Genomic DNA, 16278 nt, shown 5'->3' on the forward strand with positions numbered 1-16278 from the left:
TGTCCTCGCCGCTGTGGAAGTTGCCGGTGATCGATACCGTCGCACTGGCAAGGGTGGTGTTGTCCAGATCGGACACCGTGATGCCGCTGTCCACCGCCACCGGCGTGGAGGTGGCGTTGTCGCCGGCGGTGAAGGCCGTGCTGCCGCCGCTGGCGGTGGCGATAGGCGTCTGGTCAGTGTCAGCAACGGTCACATTGCGCGTCGACGCGGCGCTGTTCTTGGAGCCGTCGTTGACCACGAAGCTGACGGTGCGGGTGGCGGTGTTCGGCGTCACCGCAGTGTCGGTGTAGGTCACCGCCCGCAACGCCGCCTGCCACTGCGCCACCGTCGCCGTCGACCCGCTGGAGCTCAAGGTCAGCACCCCGGTGCCGCTGTTGTAACTGGCGCTGATATTGCCGTAGGTGGTGGAGTTGGTGTTGCTGAACGCCAGCACGTCTTCGCCGCTGTGGAAGTTGCCGGTGATCGACACCGTCGCGCTCGCCAGGGTGGCGTTGTCCAGGTCGGACACCGTAATGCCGCTGTCCACCGCTACCGGCGTGGACGTCGCATTGTCGCCGGCGGTGAAGGCCGCGCTGCCGCCGCTGGCCGTGAGCAGCGGCGTTTGATCGGTGTCGGCCACCGTCACGTTGCGCGTGGACGCGGCGCTGTTCTTGCTGCCGTCATTGACCACGAAGCTGACGGTGCGGGTGGCGGTGTTCGGCGTCACCGCGGTGTCGGTGTACGTCACCGCCCTCAACGCCGCCTGCCATTGCGCCACCGTCGCCGTCGCCCCGCTGGAGGTCAGCGTCAGCACCCCGGTGCCGCTGTTGTAACTAGCCGTGATATTGCCGTAAGTCACCGCGCTGGTATTGGTGAAGGCCAATACGTCTTCGCCGCTGTGGAAATTGCCGGTGATCGATGCCGTCGCGCTGGCCAGGGTGGTGTTGTCCAGATCGGACACGACAATGCCGTTATCCACCGCCACAGGCGTTGACGTCACGTTGTCGCCGGCAGTAAATGCGGCGCTGCCATCGCTGGTATTGGCGATAGGTGTTTGGTCTGTATCCGCCACCGTCACCGTCTTGGTCGTCGCCGCGCTGTTCTTGGTGCCATCGTTGACCACGAAGCTGATGGTGCGCGTCGAGCTGTTCGGCGTCACCGCGCTGTCGGTGTACTTCACCGCCCGCATGGCCGCCTGCCATTGCGCCACCGTCGCCGTCGCGCCGCTGGAGCTCAAGGACAGCACGCCGGTGCCGCTGTTGTAGCTGCCAACGATATTGCCGTAAGTCACCGCGCTGGTATTGGTGAAGCTCAGCGAGTCCTCGCCGCTGTGGAAGTTGCCGGTGATCGATACCGTCGCACTGGCCAGGGTGGTGTTGTCCAGATCGGACACCGTGATGCCGCTGTCCACCGCCACCGGCGTAGAGGTGGCGTTGTCGCCGGCGGTGAAGGCCGTGCTGCCGCCGCTGGCGGTGGCGATAGGCGTCTGGTCAGTGTCAGCAACGGTCACGTCGCGCGTGGATGCGGCGCTGTTCTTGGTGCCGTCGTTGACCACGAAGCTGACGGTGCGGGTGGCGGTGTTCGGCGTCACCGCAGTGTCGGTGTAGGTCACCGCCCGCAACGCCGCCTGCCACTGCGCCACCGTCGCCGTCGACCCGCTGGAGCTCAAGGTCAGCACCCCGGTGCCGCTGTTGTAACTGGCTGTGATATTGCCGTAAGTCACCGCGCTGGTATTGGTGAAGGCCAATACGTCTTCGCCGCTGTGGAAATTGCCGGTGATCGATGCCGTCGCGCTGGCCAGGGTGGTGTTGTCCAGATCGGACACGACAATGCCGTTATCCACCGCCACAGGCGTTGACGTCACGTTGTCGCCGGCAGTAAATGCGGCGCTGCCATCGCTGGTATTGGCGATAGGTGTTTGGTCTGTATCCGCCACCGTCACCGTCTTGGTCGTCGCCGCGCTGTTCTTAGTGCCATCGTTGACCACGAAGCTGATGGTGCGCGTCGCGCTGTTCGGCGTCACCGCGCTGTCGGTGTATTTCACCGCGCGCAGCGCCGCCTGCCATTGGGATTTGACCGCCGTCGCGCCGCTGGAGGTCAGGGTCAGCACCCCGGTGCCGCTGTTGTAGCTGGCCGTGATGTTGCCGTAAGTGACAGCGCTGGTATTGGTGAAGCTCAGCGAGTCCTCGCCGCTGTGGAAGTTGCCGGTGATCGATACCGTCGCGCTGGCCAGGGTGGTGTTGTCCAGATCGGACACCGTGATGCCGCTGTCCACCGCCACTGGCGTAGAGGTGGCATTGTCGCCGGCGGTGAAGGCCGTGCTGCCGCCGCTGGCGGTGGCGATAGGCGTCTGATCAGTATCCGCCACCGTCACGTTGCGCGTGACCGTCGAGCTGGTATTGCTGCCGCCGTCCTGCACCTGGAAGCTGACGGTGCGGGTGGCGCTGTTCGGCGTCAGCGCGCTGTCGGTATACGTCACCGCCCGCAAGGCCGCCTGCCATTGCGCGATGGTGGCCGTCGCGCCGCTTGAGGTCAGCGTCAGCACCCCGGTGCCGCTGTTGTAGCTGGCGCTGATATTGCCCATGGTGCTGCCGTCGTTGGTGAAGGCCAGCACGTCCTCGCTGCTGTGGAAGTTGCCGGTGATGGAGACCGTGCCGCTGGCCAGCGTGGTGCTGGCGTTGTCGGTCACCGAGATGCCGCCGTCCACCGCCACAGGCGTGGAGGTGGCATTGTCCCCGGCAGTGAAGGCCGCGCTGCCGCCGCTGGCGGCGAGCAGGGGCGCGGCGCTGACCGCCATCGTCACGCTGGCGGCAGAACTGGTGCCGCCGCGGCCGTCGTTGACCGTCACCTGCATGGTTCGGGTGGAGGTGTTGGGTATGCCCATGGCGCTGTCGCTGTAAGTCAACGCATTGACCAGCGTGCCCACCCTGGAAGCGGTGGCGCTGCTATTGAAATCGACAATGAGATCCTGCCCGCCGCTGCCCACGCCGCTAGCGTCTATGGTGCCGACCGCCACGCCGCCCACCGACACCGTGCTGCCGGAGTTGGTGCCGTTGCTGAGCGTGACCGTGCCGGCGGTGCTGATGCCCAGCACGTCTTCGCCGCTGTGGCCGTTGGCGGAGATATGCACCGTCAAGTTGCCGCCGTTGAAATTGGAGGTGTCGCTATCGCTGACCGTGGCCGCGGTGCCGGTGTCCAGGCTCACCGCGCCGTTGCCGGCGTAAAAGGTGTTGCTGTCGCCATTCAGGTTGCTGATCACCGGCGCGCTGTCCGCCGCCACGGTGACAGTCTTGGTCACCGTGGAGCTGGTATTGCTGCTGGCATCGGTGATGGCGAAGCTGATGGTGCGGCTGCTGGTATTCGGCGACAGCGAGCTGTCCCGGTAAGTCACCGCCTCCAGCGCCGCCTGCCACTGCGCATTGGTGGCGGTGGAGCCGCTGGAGGTCAGCGTCAGCACCCCGGTGCCGCTGTTGTAGCTGCCGCTGATATTACCCATGGTGCTGCCGTTATTGGTGAATGCCAGCACGTCCTCGCCGCTGTGGAAGTTGCCGGTAATCGATACCGTGGCGCTGGTTTGGGTCGAGGCCGCGGTATCGCTGAGCGTGATGCCGCTGTCCACCGTCACCGCGTTGCCGTTGCCGGAGCTGTAGGCGCTGCTGCCGCCGCTGGCGGTCAATGTCGGCCCGGGGAAGTGGAAAGTGGTGGCGTTGATGGCGCCGATGCCGACCAGGCCGGTGACGTTGTGGCCGTTGGCCGCGATCACGCGGAAGGAGTCGATGCCGACGAAATTGCTGTTGCTGGACACGCTGAAAGTGACCGGCGAGCCGTCGTTGTCGATGTCGCTGACGCTCTGGCTCAAGGTAGCGCCGGCCACTGCTGAACCATTCAGATAGCCCACCAGTTGCATGGTGCCGCCGTTGAAGGTGGAGTCGTAGCCGTTGATCACCACCGTGATGGAGTTCAGCGTGAACAGGCTGCCATCGTTGGGCTTGACCGAGAAATAATTGATCTGCTTGACGCCGTTGCTCAGCGCGTCCACCGTTTCCGTGGAGCTCGAACCATCTTTCTCGACGATGATCATCTCGTTCTGGCCATCGCTGTTCGAGTTCATGTTCATCGTGAAATTCCAGCCAAGGTAATTGCTTACCGTCAGCGTGGCGTTGCCCGTGGGCACCACGGTGGTGGAGCCGTCCAACGAGTCAAAACTGGTGGTGCCGGAAGTGGGCTGGGTCAGCAGGCCGTGATAGCCCGGCAGATCCAGCGCGGCCACGTGCAGCTTGCCGGTGGCGTACTCCAGCGTCCAGTCGCCGCCCAGGCTGGCTGCGCCGGTGGCATTGGTGGACCCCGCCGTCACGCGGCCGCTCTCCCGCGCAATCGAATCGACCAAGGCCGCGCCAGCGCTGCCCTCGGCCACATCGCAGCCATACAGCAGGATGTCGCCGCCGGGCCGCAGCGCTTGGCCTATGGTGGCCAGCTCCGCCTGATAGCTGGCGACATTGGCGGTGGTCAGCTCGGTGGCGCCCAGTTGCAGGTCGTTTTCCTGGCCGTGCGAAACAATGTGGAGGGCGCCGTAGCCGTGATGGCTCTGCGCCCACTGCGCAATCTGCGCCAGACCATCCTTGCTGCTGTCCAGAATCACCACCTGGTAATTGGACGGCAATTGCGAAACCAGGCTTTGCAGATTGGCCACGTCGGATTCGACGAACACTACCTGCGGCGCATTGGCGATATTGGCGCGCGGGCCGCTATCGCGCTGGCTGACGGCTGCGGGCGCGGTCTCGCTGGCGGCGGGCGGCGCGGCGTTAGCCACCGCCTGCGGACGGACCGCTTCGCCATGCCGCTGCTGGGCCGCCGCGTCCAGCACATCGTGCATCACGCCGATATGCTGCGCCGCATGCCCGGCGGAAGCCGCCACCGCGCCGTCATACATCATCCGGGGCTCCAGCGCCTGCAGCAGCAAGCGGTTGGAGGGGCGCGCCTTGGCGCGAGGATTCTGCTGCTGTTTTGCCGATTTCCACCACGCCATGACCATTCTCCCCACTGCCCACGTTTGACCGAAGCCGGCCGCTGTCAGACAGAATACGTTTACTTAAATGGATAGACTATCTTCATCAATTAAAAAATGTCCCATGGGTAAATGCGCTGTAGCTAAATTTACCTAGTCAACGCAGTTTTCACGCGGCGCTCATGCCTAACTTGCCGGAAACTGCCCCATCCCGTATCGTGCGCAGCAGTTTTCAAGGATAGCCCATGACCGCCACCCCGCTTTACTGTGCCGAACCCGCCCGCCTAGACGCCGCCCTTCGCCTCTGCGAGCGCTTCAAGCTGCCGCTGGTGAAAAAACGTCCGACGGACGGCTACTGGCTGGAGCTGAACGGCGAGCGGCTGGAGCTGCTGACCACCGGCAAGCACGGCGCGGTGTACGCGGAATTCGTCGAGGGCGCGGCGCGGCACCGCCGCGAGCAGGGCGGCGGCCGCGGCCAGCCAGTAGCCAAGGCGGTGGGGTTGAAGGGAGCGAAGGAGCTGCCCTATGTGGTGGACGCCACCGCCGGCCTGGGCCGCGACAGCTTCGTGCTGGCCACCCTGGGCTGCCGGGTAACCATGGTAGAGCGCTCGCCGGTGGCGGCGGCGCTGCTGGCCGACGCGCTGGAGCGCGCGCTACGCGACGAAAACACCCGCGACATCGCCGAGCGGATGACGCTGGCGCATGCCAATTCGCGCGACTGGCTGGCCGGCCTGGAAGAGGCTCAGCGGCCGGATGTGGTGTTCGTCGACCCGATGTTCCCAGACACCGACAAAAAAGCCGCCGCCGCCAAGAAAGACATGCAGGCCTTCCAGCACGTGATAGGCGACGATATGGACAGCGCCGAATTGCTGGCCGCCGCCATCGCCGCGGCCAAGGTGCGGGTGGTGGTGAAGCGGCCGCGCCTGGGCGCCCCGATTGAAGGCGTCAAGCCATCGGCGGTGCTGGACGGCAAATCCACCCGCTTCGACCTCTACGTGATCAAGGCGCTGGCCTCAGGCTGAGTGCGCCGCGCGGCTGTCCGGCGGCGCCTGTTCCCGCTCGGCCAGCCCGTAATCGCGCAGCACCGCCACCACCCGCAGCCGGTAGCCGGCGAACAGGCCGCCGCGCCCCGCCGCCTGCGCCTCCCGGTGGGTTTCCTGATTGCGCCAGGCGGCGACAGACGTCTCGTCGCGCCAGAACGACAGGGACAACAGCTTGTTAGGCTGGCTCAGGCTCTGGTAACGCTCGATGGAAACAAAACCGTCCATCGTCCGCAAATGCTCCGCCAGCCGCGCCGCCCAGGCCAGATAGCCGTCGCGGCCGCCTTCGGCCAAGGTCACTTCGAAAATCACCGCGATCATTTGCTCGCTCCCGCGCCGAAGCGGCGCATTCTGACATTGGGCGGGCCGCGGAACACCATGCTACCGTCCAACGCCTCCCAATCCGGTCCGATCTCCTCCAAGGCCGCCAAGGCGCCGCGGGCGATGGCCAGGGCCTGCCGCTCGCCAGGACAAGCATGGCGGCCACGGCCGAAATCCATAGCCTCGCCCGGACCCGCAGGGTCAAGCGCGGCGGCGGCCAGCAACACCAGCACTTGATCGCCGGCCCGCAGCCGCTGGCCGGCCAATTCGACATCCTCAGCCACGAAGCGCCGGGTGTGATGCAGCACTGGGTCGGCCCGCAGGCGCCGCCGCCACTCGGCATCGTCTCGCCAATCCCACGGTCCGGCGCAACGCCAGGCGATGCCGGCGGCCAGCAGCCCGGCTCCGGCGTCGCGGCTCTGGAACAACGCGCCCAGCAGATTGGCGCACAGCGCATCCTCGCCCAACACTTCGAACGCCCGCCGCCAACGCGCCAGCCAGCCGGCGTCCGCCAGCGTAGACAGCTCGGCATTGAGCATCTGACAAGCCGCTTCGCCCGCTTCTCGTTCCGCCGCGTTCGCGTTGGCAGCCACAGCGCGGCATAAGGCCGCGACTTGCTCGGATAGATGCAGCAGGCTCCGCTCCGGCCAACCCAGCAGCGAAGCCAGCGTCGCCGCCGGCAAGAAATCCGCCAGCCCGTCCAGTCCCTTTCCGTTTGCTTGCCGTTCCGCCAGAAAGCGTCGCGCCAAGCCCTGCGCCCGGCGCTGAATCTCTTCGCTCGGCAACACGGCCAGGCAGGCCGCCACCGCCGCGCGCAGCGGCTGATGGATGGGCGCTTCGCTCATCCGCAGCCAACGGCCAAACATCTGGCCCTGCATCGTTCCGTCCAAGGCTGCCGGCACCGGCTCGCCCGCCGGGCGAACGCGGCAGGCGGGACTGGCCAGCACGGCGGACGCCGCCGCGTGCGAAGCGGCCAGCCATAGGCCCTGGCCTTCGTCGCGCGCCCAGCCCCGGCGCGCCAGCTCCAGATAATAAGGATAAGGATCGCGGTGGCTGGCGGCGGCCAGCGCGTGCTCCGGCCAGGCGCTCATGCCACCTCTCCCAGATATTGTCGCCGCGCCTGATTGACGCAACGCTCGCGCGAGCTGGCAGCCAGCTCATGCGCGGCAAACGGCGCGGCCGCTTCATCCAAGACATCCACCGCGCGGCGCAGCAGGGCCAATTCTGTCGCAGGCAAGGCCGCGCGCGTCTGGCGATCGGTCAGCTGGTCAATCAAGACAACGGTCACGCCCTTGGCGGCGATTTCTTCCACCCTGCCGTGACGGGTGCACACGCCGTAGGCGCCAGCCAGAAAATGCGCCCATTCTTCATCCAGATTGGTTTCCGTCGCCCCCGCCAGCCCCTGCGCCGCCAGGCGCGCCCACTCAGCCCGATAGCGCCGCTCGAAGCGCGCGCGCAGCGCGGCGGCGTCGACTTGATCCGCCTCGATCAGCCACTCGGCCATCGCCTGCGGATACCAGGCCAGTACGCCGTCCAGCGCCCGGTCGCCGAAATAAGACGTCACCGCGCCCGAACAGCGCAATGTGTACGACGGCAGCGACGCACGCCCTTCGCGCTGCAGCCGCGTCAGTCGCTCACGCGACAGACCACAGCGATACAACAGCTGCGACTCGCTCAGAAAATGGGTTTGCAGATACTGCAACAAGGCCTGCATGGCGAAACTCCTTGGCTAGCGCTTTTGATGTAGCTATCGTAGCCGGCCATTCGCTACGATGTTTCACGCTGGAGTGAACCATGATCCACACCGCCGACCTGCCCGACATCAGCCGCCTGGCCAGCCTGCTGGCCGACCCCGGCCGCGCCCGCATGCTGCTGTTGCTGCTGGACGGCCGCAGCTATCCTGCCAGCGAGCTGGCGCAGCACGCTGGACTCAGCGCCCAGGCCGCCAGCAACCACCTGGCCAAGCTGTTGCAGGGCGGCGCGCTCAAAGTGGAACAGCATGGCCGCCATCGTTATTACCTGCTGGCCAATGCCGCCATCGCCCAAGCCCTGGAGGCGCTCAGCGCGGCGGCACATGGCCATGATCTGGGCAGGCCCGCCGCCAGCCGGGTGGCGCCGACGCTCAGGCTGGCGCGCACCTGCTACGACCATCTGGCCGGCCGGCTGGGCATCGCCATCGCAGACGCGATGCAGTCGGACGGTTTATTGCTGTTGAACAAGGAAAGACAGTTCGAACTGGCCCCACGCGGCCGCGACTGGTTCGCCGCTACGCTGAATGTATTGGAGCCGAAGGGAGGACGCCGCCCGCAGGCGCGCGCCTGCCTGGACTGGAGCGAACGGCGGCCGCACTTGGCCGGCAGCTACGGGGCGGCGCTATGCCGGGAGTTTCTGGCGCGAAGCTGGGTAGAGCGGCGGCTGGACAGCCGCGCGCTGCGCATCACGCCGGCCGGACAAGCCTTTCTGCGCGAGCAGTGGGGCATCCGGCCGGAGACGCTGGCGGAATGAGCCGCGTTAGGCAGTCAAACGTTCGGCGAAGCCTTCCGGTATCGCCGGACGGCCGCGCTCGTTGATGGCGGTGCCGATGACCAGGCCTTCCAGCACCACCTTGCCGTCGGCCGCGCGCACCACCTGCTGGCGGAAGCCGAAACGCACCCGCGACACCGGCTCGAAGGCCACGATGACGGCGAACTGGTCGCCGCTGGTCAGCGAGGCCTTGTAGTCCATCTCCGAACGCACCACCACCAGATTGATCTTGTCGCGCGCCAGCTCGGCGAAATCTATGCCCTTGGCCAGCAGAAACTCGTGGCGGGCATGCTCCAGGTAGTTGAAATACACGCCGTTGTTGACGATACCCTGCATGTCACACTCGTAGTCGCGCACTTTGAATTCAACGGAAAAGACTGACATCAAGCGGTTCCCTGTTTCCAAACGATAGCGCGGAGTGTCGCAGAACCGCGGCCGGGGAACCAGCGCCGCCCGCCAGTCTCAGCGCGCTTGGGCAGCCGGCGGCCGCTTGACGCGGCCCCATTCCACCCGCGGCGGCGCCTGCCGCACGGTCAGTCCAAGCAGCCAGGCCAGCCAGTTTTCATTGCCGGAGAAAATCATGGCTGCGGCCTCCAGCCATGATGCCGCAGCCGCTGCTCCACCGCGGTGGCGGAACGGCGGCAAGCCAGCACCGGGATGCCCTGCGCGGCGGCGCGGTCGCGGTAATGCCGCATCACGTTGTGGCCGAGAAAGTCCGTCAGCAGGATCAACACATCCGGCCGCCCCGGCAGCGGCGCGCGCCGCTGGTGCGCGACATTGCGGCCGCAAACGTGGCGGGCGATGCGAATGCCGTAGCTGCGCAAAACCTCCGGGATGGTGCCCAGGCTATCTGCCCCTACCAGCAGCGCGTCCATCATGCCTCCTTGCCGCCTTGCGCGGATTCAGGTGATGAATCGACTGTAAGGGGCTTTCTTCATTTCCCCTAGTAATTTTGAATGGAAAGTTAATTACATCAGGATATATAAGAAATGGCTTCTACCCGCGCTCGACAGCCTGGTCAAAACCCGCTACCCTGCCCGCCCCGCGCGCCGAGCGCGCCCCTCTGCGATTTGTCTATACCAATGAATGCCGTTGTTCTAGCCGTGGGCGTCATGCTCACTCTCACCCTGCTGCGCACCCATGTTGTCATCAGCCTGCTGCTGGGCGCCCTGGTCGGCGGCCTCGCCGGCGGGCTTTCGCTGTCCGCCACGCTCGCCGCCTTCAATAACGGCATCACCGGCGGCGCCTCGGTCGCGCTGTCCTACGCGCTCTTGGGCGCCTTCGCCGTGGCTATCGCCAAATCCGGCCTGCCGCACGCCATGGCCGATCTGGCGGTGAAAAAGCTGGAAACCAGCAACGCCCACGGCAAGCTGAAATGGACGCTGATCCTGCTCTTGGGCGCGGTCAGCATCGCCAGCCAGAACCTGGTGCCGATACACATCGCCTTCATCCCCATGCTGGTGCCGCCGCTGCTGTACGTGATGGCGCGATTGAAGCTGGACCGCCGGCTGGTGGCCTGCGTCATCACTTTCGGCCTGGTGACGCCGTATATGGTGTTTCCGGTGGGATTCGGCGACATTTACCTGAAGCAAATCCTGCTGGGCAACGCCGCCAAGGCCGGCATGGATATCCGCGGCATCAACGTGATGCACGCGATGGCCATCCCGGCGCTGGGCATGGTGGCAGGCCTGCTGTCGGCGGTGCTCGTCAGCTACCGCAAGCCCCGCCATTACTCGCTGGGCAAGATCGAAAACGCCGAGCGCACCCATGCCCGCGTCAGCCGCAAATCGCTGATCACAGCGCTGTCGGCCATCGTCGCGGCCTTCTCGGTGCAGCTTTACACCGGCTCGATGATCATGGGCGCGCTGGCCGGCTTTCTGCTGTTCCTCGCCACCGGGGTGGTGAAATGGAAGGACGCCGACGGCGTGTTCAACGAGGGCATGAAGATGATGGCGATGGTGGGCTTCACCATGATCACCTCGCAGGGCTTCGCCGAAGTACTGCGCGCCACCGGCGAGATCGCGCCGCTGGTCAAGGCCGGCGCGGCGCTGTTCGAGGGCCAGCGCCCGCTGGCCGCTCTGGCGATGCTGGCCATAGGCATGACGGTGACGCTGGGCATAGGCTCGTCGTTCTCCACCGTGCCCATCCTCACCGCCATCTATGTGCCGCTATGCGCGCATCTGGGCTTCTCGCCGCTGGCCACTGTGTCCATCATCGGCACCGCGGGCGCGCTGGGAGACGCCGGCTCGCCGGCCTCCGACTCCACCATGGGCCCGACCTCCGGCCTGAGCCTGGACGGCCAGCACGACCACATCCGCGACACCGTGATCCCCACCTTCCTGCATTTCAACCTGCCGCTGATGACGGCCGGCTGGATCGCCGCCATGGTGTTGTAGAATGGCGGCCATGGACACCAATACCGAACCCCGCGTCGAGGCGCTGGAAGTGCGCCTCGCCTTCCAGGACGAGCTGCTGGACGCGCTGAACGCCACCGTCGCCCGCCAGCAGAAGGAAATCGACCTGCTGCAACAGCAAATCCGCCTGCTGTACCAGCAGTTCAGAAACGCGCAGCCGGACGACGGCCCCGGCGGCTCGCCGCGCGACGAGATCCCGCCGCACTACTGAGCGCCGCAAAGCGCCGCGCCTTCGCGCCCGGACCGGCAATGGTTCGGGCGTTTTCGCGCCCGCCAGGAAATTCATTTAAATGCTAAGGAAATTCAATTTTCTGGATAAAAAATGGATATTCAATTTGGTTTTATAGAATAAAAACCCCGAAAAAACAGCAGGCAGATGGATCAGTAGCTCAAGAAATGCGCCGCCGCTAATCTGAGCCTGTCCGCCGCCACCGCGGCCCCGCATCCACCAACGGAGCCAGCCAATGACTCTCTCCCGCCTGCCGCAGCGCGCCGCCCCGTCCTGTTGATCTCTTCCCTCATCACAGGAGTGGCAATCATGGCGCACAACACCATCGCAGTGAACGTTCCGGCCAAACAGGAAATCGAAGCCGTCAACGGCGTGATCAAGCAACTGAAGGAATATCAGTCCAAGAACTGGGCAATCGGCCTGAACGGCGACAATCTGGCGCCGGATGGCTTCCTGGCCTTCTTCACCGAACGCCAGCTGCCGTTCAGCTACTATGTGCGCGCCCAGGGCGTCAACGTGGGAGAGCCGACGGCCTATCAGGTCAACACCGACACGCTGAACCACTACGTGGCGCTGATCCGCAGCGCGGAAGGCCTGGCCGTCCACGCGGTGATCGAGCAGTTGAACCGCTACAAGGCCAATAACTGGGCGATAGGCCTGAACGGCACCACGCTGCAGCCGGACGACTTCCTGCCCTTCTTCGACACCCGCGGCGTGCCTTTCGCCTACTACGTGCGCAGCGGCGGCGTCGAACTCGGCGCCCCGGCCGCCTACGACAATAACATCAAGGCCCTGCAGCAGTATCTGCAACACCTGGGCCAGTAAGTCTCAGCCTCTCCCGCCGCCCGCCTCTTCGGCCCGCGGCGGGCTTGCCGTTTCAGGCGTCGCGCTTGCGCCGCCGCGACACCACCGCCTCGATGTTCTTGCGGCCTATCAGCTTGACCGGCTCCGGCATGGCAGGTTGATTCTCTTCGCCCAGCCACTTGTACATCACCAGGCAATCCACCAGCCCATGCTTGGCATGCCGGTAGGCGCGCGGCAGCCTGCCTACGACGTCGAAGCCCAGCTTCTGCCACAGCGCCACCGCAGCCTCGTTGGTCGCCACCACGCTGTTGAACTGCAGCGCCAGGAAGCCGCGCTCCCGCGCGCGCCGCTGCGAATGCTCGCACATCGCGCGCGCCACGCCTTTGCCTCGGGCCTCCGGCGACACCATATAGCCGCAGTTGCCGACATGGCTGCCCGGCCCGGCGGCGTTAGGCTTCAGGAAATAGCTGCCGAGAACCACGCCGTCCTCTTCGGCCAGCCAGGTTTCCAGCGGCGCTTCGCACCACAGCCGGCGCGCCGCGTCCTCGTTCTGAGCGGGATCGAAAGCGTAGGTTTCCTGCGCGGCGACGATGTCGCGGAATATCGGCCAAAACGCCGCGAAGTCCTGCGGCGTCATCGGTCTGATCTGCATGTAGTCTCCAGAATGCTTGTCACGCCGCCCCTTGCGGCGGGTGATGGGAATGGGGATGCGGCGCCGGGTGCGTCATGTCGCCGGACAGCAGGCTGGCGCCGGCGATCAAGCCGCCGCCCAGCCACTCCTGCAGCGTCATCTGCTCGCCGGCCAGCAGATAAGCGGACACCGCGGCGAACACCAGCTCCATCAGCATCAGCGTCATCGCCTGCGTCGCGGGCAGAATGGACAGGCCGTGCTGCGAGATCACGCTGGTGCACAACAGCACCGCGCCCAGAATGAACAGCATCAGCCAGCTCTGAGCCGGGATGTCCAGCATCTTGTGCAGCTCGCCGCTATGCAGCAGGCTGACGGCGCCTATCAGCGCCACGCCGAACCAGATGGTGGCGGACTTCACCGCTACCGGAATCGTGTGCAGCTTGCGGCTGACCACATTGCCGAAGGCGAAGGCCATGCCGCCGGACAGCGCCAGCCACTCGTAGGAATGGGTCAGCGGCGCCTCGCCCTGCAGCATGCCGGGCCGGTAGATGAACACAAAGCAGCCCAGCAAGGACAGGGCCACCACCAGCCAGCCGCTGCGCGTCAGGCGCTCATGCAGCAACAGCCGCGACAGCAGCGCCGTCCACAACGGAGACAGGTAAAACAGCAGTAGCACCCGCATGACCTGCCCTTCCGCCACCGCCAGGGTGTAGCTGAAGTTGCACCAGCCGAACACCAGCATCAAGAGCAGCAAGGGCGGCTCCAGCCGGAACTGCTCGCGGTACAGCTTGAAAAACACCACCACGCCCAGCGCGATGGTGATCAGATACGTCGCCAGCGAAGCCATGGGCACGCTGACGCCCTGGGCCTTCAGGCTGCGGAATGGGTACCACATCAATGCCCATACCAGCGCCGTGGTCAGGATGCCGCTGGTGGCGAGAAATTTTTGTTTTACAGGTGTCATGGCTGTTCTTAAGATGGTCGACTGCCGCGCCGCATTTTTGATGGAGACCCGCCGTGAATCCCCGCCTGGCCCAATTGCATCCCTATCCGTTCCAAAGGCTGTCCGCGCTGCTGGCCGGCAGCGAGCCTCCGGCCGATCTGCCCCACATCAGCCTGGCGATGGGCGAACCCAAACATCCGGCGCCGCAGCTGGTGAAGGACGCGCTGTGCGCCAATCTGGCCGGACTGTCCGGCTATCCGGCCACCCAAGGCACGCCCGCCTTGCGCGCGGCCTGCGCCGCCTGGGCCGAGCGCCGCTACGGCGTCAAGCTGGACCCGGCGCGCCAGGTGCTGCCGGTCAACGGCAGCCGCGAGGCGCTGTTCTCGCTGACGCAATGCCTGATCGATGCCAGCGGCGCGGTCAAACCCGTGGTGATCTCTCCCAATCCGTTTTACCAGATTTACGAGGGCGCGGCACTGCTGGCCGGCGCGGAGCCGTACTACCTGAACTGCGAGGCGTCCCAACGCTTCCTCCCGGACTGGGACAGCGTGCCGGACGATGTCTGGACGCGGACCCAGCTGGTCATCGCATGCAGCCCGGGTAATCCCACCGGCGCGGTGATGGGCCTGGCCGACTGGGAGCAGCTGTTCGCGCTGTCCGACCGCTACGGTTTCGTGATCGCAAGCGACGAGTGCTATTCGGAAATCTACTTCGACGAGCCGCCGCTGGGCGGCCTGTCCGCCGCGCGCGCGCTGGGCCGCGGCCTCGACCGCCTGGTGATGCTGACCAGCCTGTCCAAGCGCTCCAACGTGCCCGGCATGCGTTCCGGCTTCGTAGCCGGCGACGCGGCCATCCTGGAAAAATTCCTGCTGTACCGCACCTACCACGGCAGCGCGATGAGCCTGACGGTGCAGGCGGCGAGCCTCGCCGCCTGGAACGACGAGGCCCACGTCGAGTCCAACCGGTCGGCCTATGCCGCCAAGTTCGCCGCCGCGCTGCCGCTGCTTCAGCCTGTTCTTGAGGTGGACATGCCGGACGCCGGCTTCTACCTGTGGGCGCGGGTGCCGGACGGCGACGACGTGGCCTTCGCCCGCGCGCTGTTCGAACAACAGCACGTGACGGTGCTGCCCGGCAGCTACCTCGCCCGCGACGCCCACGGCGGCAACCCCGGCCGCGGCTATATCCGCATCGCGCTGGTGGCCGAGCCGGACGAATGCGTCGCCGCCGCGCGGCGCATTTCAGAATTTTGCCGCAGCCGCCAGCCGGCGGCCTCGGCCTGAGCTTTTGAACCACCCGAACTGAACAGAATTTAGATGACGACTTCGATTCACATTGCCAAAGGACTCAATCAAATGCATCCGATCCAAAGCCTGATCGAGCAGGCCTTCGAAAACCGCGCCGAAATCACCCCCGCCACCGTGTCGCCGGAACTGAAGGCGGCCATCGAACAGGTCATCGCCGAGCTGGACAACGGCCACCTGCGCGTAGCCGAGAAAAACGGCGACGAATGGGTGGTGAACCAATGGGTGAAGAAGGCCGTGCTGCTGTCCTTCCGCATCCGCGACAACGCTGTGCTGGACGACGGCGTCAACCGCTACTTCGACAAAGTGGACACCAAGTTCGCCGACTGGTCCCCGGCCCGCTTCCAGGAAGCCGGCTTCCGCGTGGTGCCGGGCGCCGTGGCGCGCAAGGGCAGCTTCATCGCCAAGAACACCGTGCTGATGCCGTCCTACGTCAATATCGGCGCCTACGTCGACGAAGGCACCATGGTGGACACCTGGGCCACCGTCGGCTCCTGCGCCCAGATCGGCAAGAACGTGCACCTGTCCGGCGGCGTCGGCATCGGCGGCGTGCTGGAGCCGCTGCAGGCCAACCCCACCATCATCGAAGACAACTGCTTCATCGGCGCGCGCTCGGAAATCGTCGAGGGCGTGATCGTCGGCGAGGGCTCGGTGATCTCGATGGGCGTCTACATCGGCCAGTCCACCAAGATCTACGACCGCGAAACCGGCGAAGTCATGTACGGCCGCGTGCCGCCGGGCTCGGTGGTGGTGTCCGGCAACCTGCCGTCCAAGGACGGCAGCCACAGCCTGTACTGCGCGGTGATCGTCAAGAAGGTGGACGCGCAAACCCGCAGCAAGACCAGCATCAACGAACTGCTGCGCGGGGTGTAATCCCCGCCTCGGCCCCCCGCCCGCGGGGCCGCCCCTCAAGGCCGGCGCCTTGCCGCCGGCCTGATCTTCCGCGCGCCTGTCAATCGAACAACGTCAATCTTGTTGATGCTGCGTCAATTTTGCACTTGGTAACATAGCGATATTTGGCGGGGCGTCCTCAACGCTATAAAATCCGCCTATTCGAGTCCGAACCAGCACGTACACATAAAATCGGC

15 protein-coding genes are annotated in these 16278 nt (G+C 65.6%); 7 read left to right on the forward strand and 8 right to left on the reverse strand.

Annotated elements, in window-relative coordinates; translation table 11 throughout:
• Nucleotides 1-5005: DUF4347 domain-containing protein (locus tag C2I19_RS06150; RefSeq protein ID WP_103901840.1), on the reverse strand; the 5005-nt coding region annotated here is incomplete at its 3' end.
• A gap of 224 nt (nt 5006-5229) precedes the next feature.
• On the opposite strand from C2I19_RS06150, the gene C2I19_RS06155 reads away from it, so the two are divergent.
• Entirely contained in the window at nt 5230-6006 is a 777-nt protein-coding gene (locus tag C2I19_RS06155) for a class I SAM-dependent methyltransferase (RefSeq protein ID WP_103901841.1), read from the forward strand.
• Here the strand turns inward: C2I19_RS06155 and C2I19_RS06160 are convergent.
• Genes C2I19_RS06160 through C2I19_RS06170 form a run of 3 tightly spaced genes read right to left on the reverse strand, consistent with a single transcriptional unit; the run spans nt 5998 to nt 8059 of the window.
• On the reverse strand, nt 5998-6345 hold the full coding sequence (locus C2I19_RS06160) for an antibiotic biosynthesis monooxygenase family protein (RefSeq protein ID WP_103901842.1): 348 nt from the start codon (nt 6343-6345) through the stop codon (nt 5998-6000). The two genes, C2I19_RS06155 and C2I19_RS06160, sit on opposite strands and share 9 nt — an antisense overlap.
• Entirely contained in the window at nt 6342-7436 is a 1095-nt protein-coding gene (locus tag C2I19_RS06165) for a cytochrome P450 family protein (RefSeq protein ID WP_103901843.1), read from the reverse strand. Before C2I19_RS06165 ends, C2I19_RS06160 begins: the two co-directional genes overlap by 4 nt.
• A complete protein-coding gene (locus C2I19_RS06170; RefSeq protein WP_103901844.1) occupies nt 7433-8059 on the reverse strand; it encodes a DUF6058 family natural product biosynthesis protein in 627 nt (208 codons plus the stop codon). The genes C2I19_RS06165 and C2I19_RS06170 overlap by 4 nt, the downstream gene beginning before the upstream one ends.
• A gap of 80 nt (nt 8060-8139) precedes the next feature.
• Here C2I19_RS06170 and C2I19_RS06175 point away from each other — a divergent pair, with 80 nt between their 5' ends.
• A complete protein-coding gene (locus tag C2I19_RS06175; protein ID WP_103901845.1) occupies nt 8140-8850 on the forward strand; it encodes an ArsR/SmtB family transcription factor in 711 nt (236 codons plus the stop codon).
• Between the two features lie 6 nt (nt 8851-8856).
• Here C2I19_RS06175 and C2I19_RS06180 read toward each other — a convergent pair whose 3' ends face one another.
• Both C2I19_RS06180 and C2I19_RS06185 read right to left on the reverse strand, forming a co-directional pair.
• A complete protein-coding gene (locus tag C2I19_RS06180; protein WP_103901846.1) occupies nt 8857-9252 on the reverse strand; it encodes an acyl-CoA thioesterase in 396 nt (131 codons plus the stop codon).
• A gap of 194 nt (nt 9253-9446) precedes the next feature.
• The gene (locus tag C2I19_RS06185) at nt 9447-9743 is read right to left on the reverse strand and encodes a DUF2325 domain-containing protein (RefSeq protein ID WP_103901847.1); all 297 of its coding nucleotides are present in this window, start codon (nt 9741-9743) and stop codon (nt 9447-9449) included.
• Nucleotides 9744-9950: 207 nt separating this feature from the next.
• Here C2I19_RS06185 and C2I19_RS06190 point away from each other — a divergent pair, with 207 nt between their 5' ends.
• The 3 genes from C2I19_RS06190 (at nt 9951) to C2I19_RS06200 (ending at nt 12336) form a co-directional block, all read left to right on the forward strand.
• On the forward strand, nt 9951-11264 hold the full coding sequence (locus C2I19_RS06190; RefSeq protein ID WP_103901848.1) for a Na+/H+ antiporter family protein: 1314 nt from the start codon (nt 9951-9953) through the stop codon (nt 11262-11264).
• Nucleotides 11265-11274: 10 nt separating this feature from the next.
• Nucleotides 11275-11493, forward strand: coding sequence for a SlyX family protein (locus C2I19_RS06195; protein WP_103901867.1), 219 nt, complete (start codon nt 11275-11277; stop codon nt 11491-11493).
• A gap of 327 nt (nt 11494-11820) precedes the next feature.
• Nucleotides 11821-12336 carry a hypothetical protein gene (locus C2I19_RS06200; RefSeq protein WP_103901849.1) on the forward strand — a complete coding sequence of 172 codons (516 nt, stop codon included), beginning with the start codon at nt 11821-11823 and terminating at the stop codon, nt 12334-12336.
• Between the two features lie 52 nt (nt 12337-12388).
• Here the strand turns inward: C2I19_RS06200 and C2I19_RS06205 are convergent, their stop codons facing one another.
• Together C2I19_RS06205 and C2I19_RS06210 are read right to left on the reverse strand one after the other, a co-directional pair.
• On the reverse strand, nt 12389-12967 hold the full coding sequence (locus C2I19_RS06205) for a GNAT family N-acetyltransferase (protein WP_233201119.1): 579 nt from the start codon (nt 12965-12967) through the stop codon (nt 12389-12391).
• A 19-nt stretch (nt 12968-12986) separates the two neighbouring features.
• Complete coding sequence (locus C2I19_RS06210) at nt 12987-13910, reverse strand: DMT family transporter (RefSeq protein WP_103901850.1); 924 nt, start codon at nt 13908-13910, stop codon at nt 12987-12989.
• Nucleotides 13911-13963: 53 nt separating this feature from the next.
• Between C2I19_RS06210 and dapC the strand changes: the two genes are divergently transcribed.
• On the forward strand, nt 13964-15169 hold the full coding sequence (dapC, locus tag C2I19_RS06215) for a succinyldiaminopimelate transaminase (protein WP_103901851.1): 1206 nt from the start codon (nt 13964-13966) through the stop codon (nt 15167-15169).
• A 72-nt stretch (nt 15170-15241) separates the two neighbouring features.
• Nucleotides 15242-16063 carry a 2,3,4,5-tetrahydropyridine-2,6-dicarboxylate N-succinyltransferase gene (gene dapD / locus C2I19_RS06220; protein ID WP_103901852.1) on the forward strand — a complete coding sequence of 274 codons (822 nt, stop codon included), beginning with the start codon at nt 15242-15244 and terminating at the stop codon, nt 16061-16063.
• The last annotated feature ends 215 nt before the right edge of the window (nt 16064-16278 follow it).

The sequence above is a fragment of the Chromobacterium alticapitis genome, from assembly GCF_002924365.1.
In the GTDB taxonomy this organism is placed as follows: Bacteria; Pseudomonadota; Gammaproteobacteria; order Burkholderiales; family Chromobacteriaceae; genus Chromobacterium; species Chromobacterium alticapitis.

What these genes read in the sequence shown, in the direction of transcription:
- C2I19_RS06165 (WP_103901843.1), bottom strand. Translation starts at nt 7,436, where the DNA reads ATGAGCGCCTGGCCGGAGCACGCGCTGGCCGCCGCCAGCCACCGCGAT.
- C2I19_RS06170 (WP_103901844.1), bottom strand. Translation starts at nt 8,059, where the DNA reads ATGCAGGCCTTGTTGCAGTATCTGCAAACCCATTTTCTGAGCGAGTCG.
- C2I19_RS06160 (WP_103901842.1), bottom strand. Translation starts at nt 6,345, where the DNA reads ATGATCGCGGTGATTTTCGAAGTGACCTTGGCCGAAGGCGGCCGCGAC.
- C2I19_RS06205 (WP_233201119.1), bottom strand. Translation starts at nt 12,967, where the DNA reads ATGCAGATCAGACCGATGACGCCGCAGGACTTCGCGGCGTTTTGGCCG.
- C2I19_RS06175 (WP_103901845.1), top strand. Translation starts at nt 8,140, where the DNA reads ATGATCCACACCGCCGACCTGCCCGACATCAGCCGCCTGGCCAGCCTG.
- dapD (WP_103901852.1), top strand. Translation starts at nt 15,242, where the DNA reads ATGCATCCGATCCAAAGCCTGATCGAGCAGGCCTTCGAAAACCGCGCC.
- C2I19_RS06190 (WP_103901848.1), top strand. Translation starts at nt 9,951, where the DNA reads ATGAATGCCGTTGTTCTAGCCGTGGGCGTCATGCTCACTCTCACCCTG.
- C2I19_RS06180 (WP_103901846.1), bottom strand. Translation starts at nt 9,252, where the DNA reads ATGTCAGTCTTTTCCGTTGAATTCAAAGTGCGCGACTACGAGTGTGAC.
- C2I19_RS06155 (WP_103901841.1), top strand. Translation starts at nt 5,230, where the DNA reads ATGACCGCCACCCCGCTTTACTGTGCCGAACCCGCCCGCCTAGACGCC.
- C2I19_RS06200 (WP_103901849.1), top strand. Translation starts at nt 11,821, where the DNA reads ATGGCGCACAACACCATCGCAGTGAACGTTCCGGCCAAACAGGAAATC.
- C2I19_RS06210 (WP_103901850.1), bottom strand. Translation starts at nt 13,910, where the DNA reads ATGACACCTGTAAAACAAAAATTTCTCGCCACCAGCGGCATCCTGACC.
- C2I19_RS06185 (WP_103901847.1), bottom strand. Translation starts at nt 9,743, where the DNA reads ATGGACGCGCTGCTGGTAGGGGCAGATAGCCTGGGCACCATCCCGGAG.
- C2I19_RS06195 (WP_103901867.1), top strand. Translation starts at nt 11,275, where the DNA reads ATGGACACCAATACCGAACCCCGCGTCGAGGCGCTGGAAGTGCGCCTC.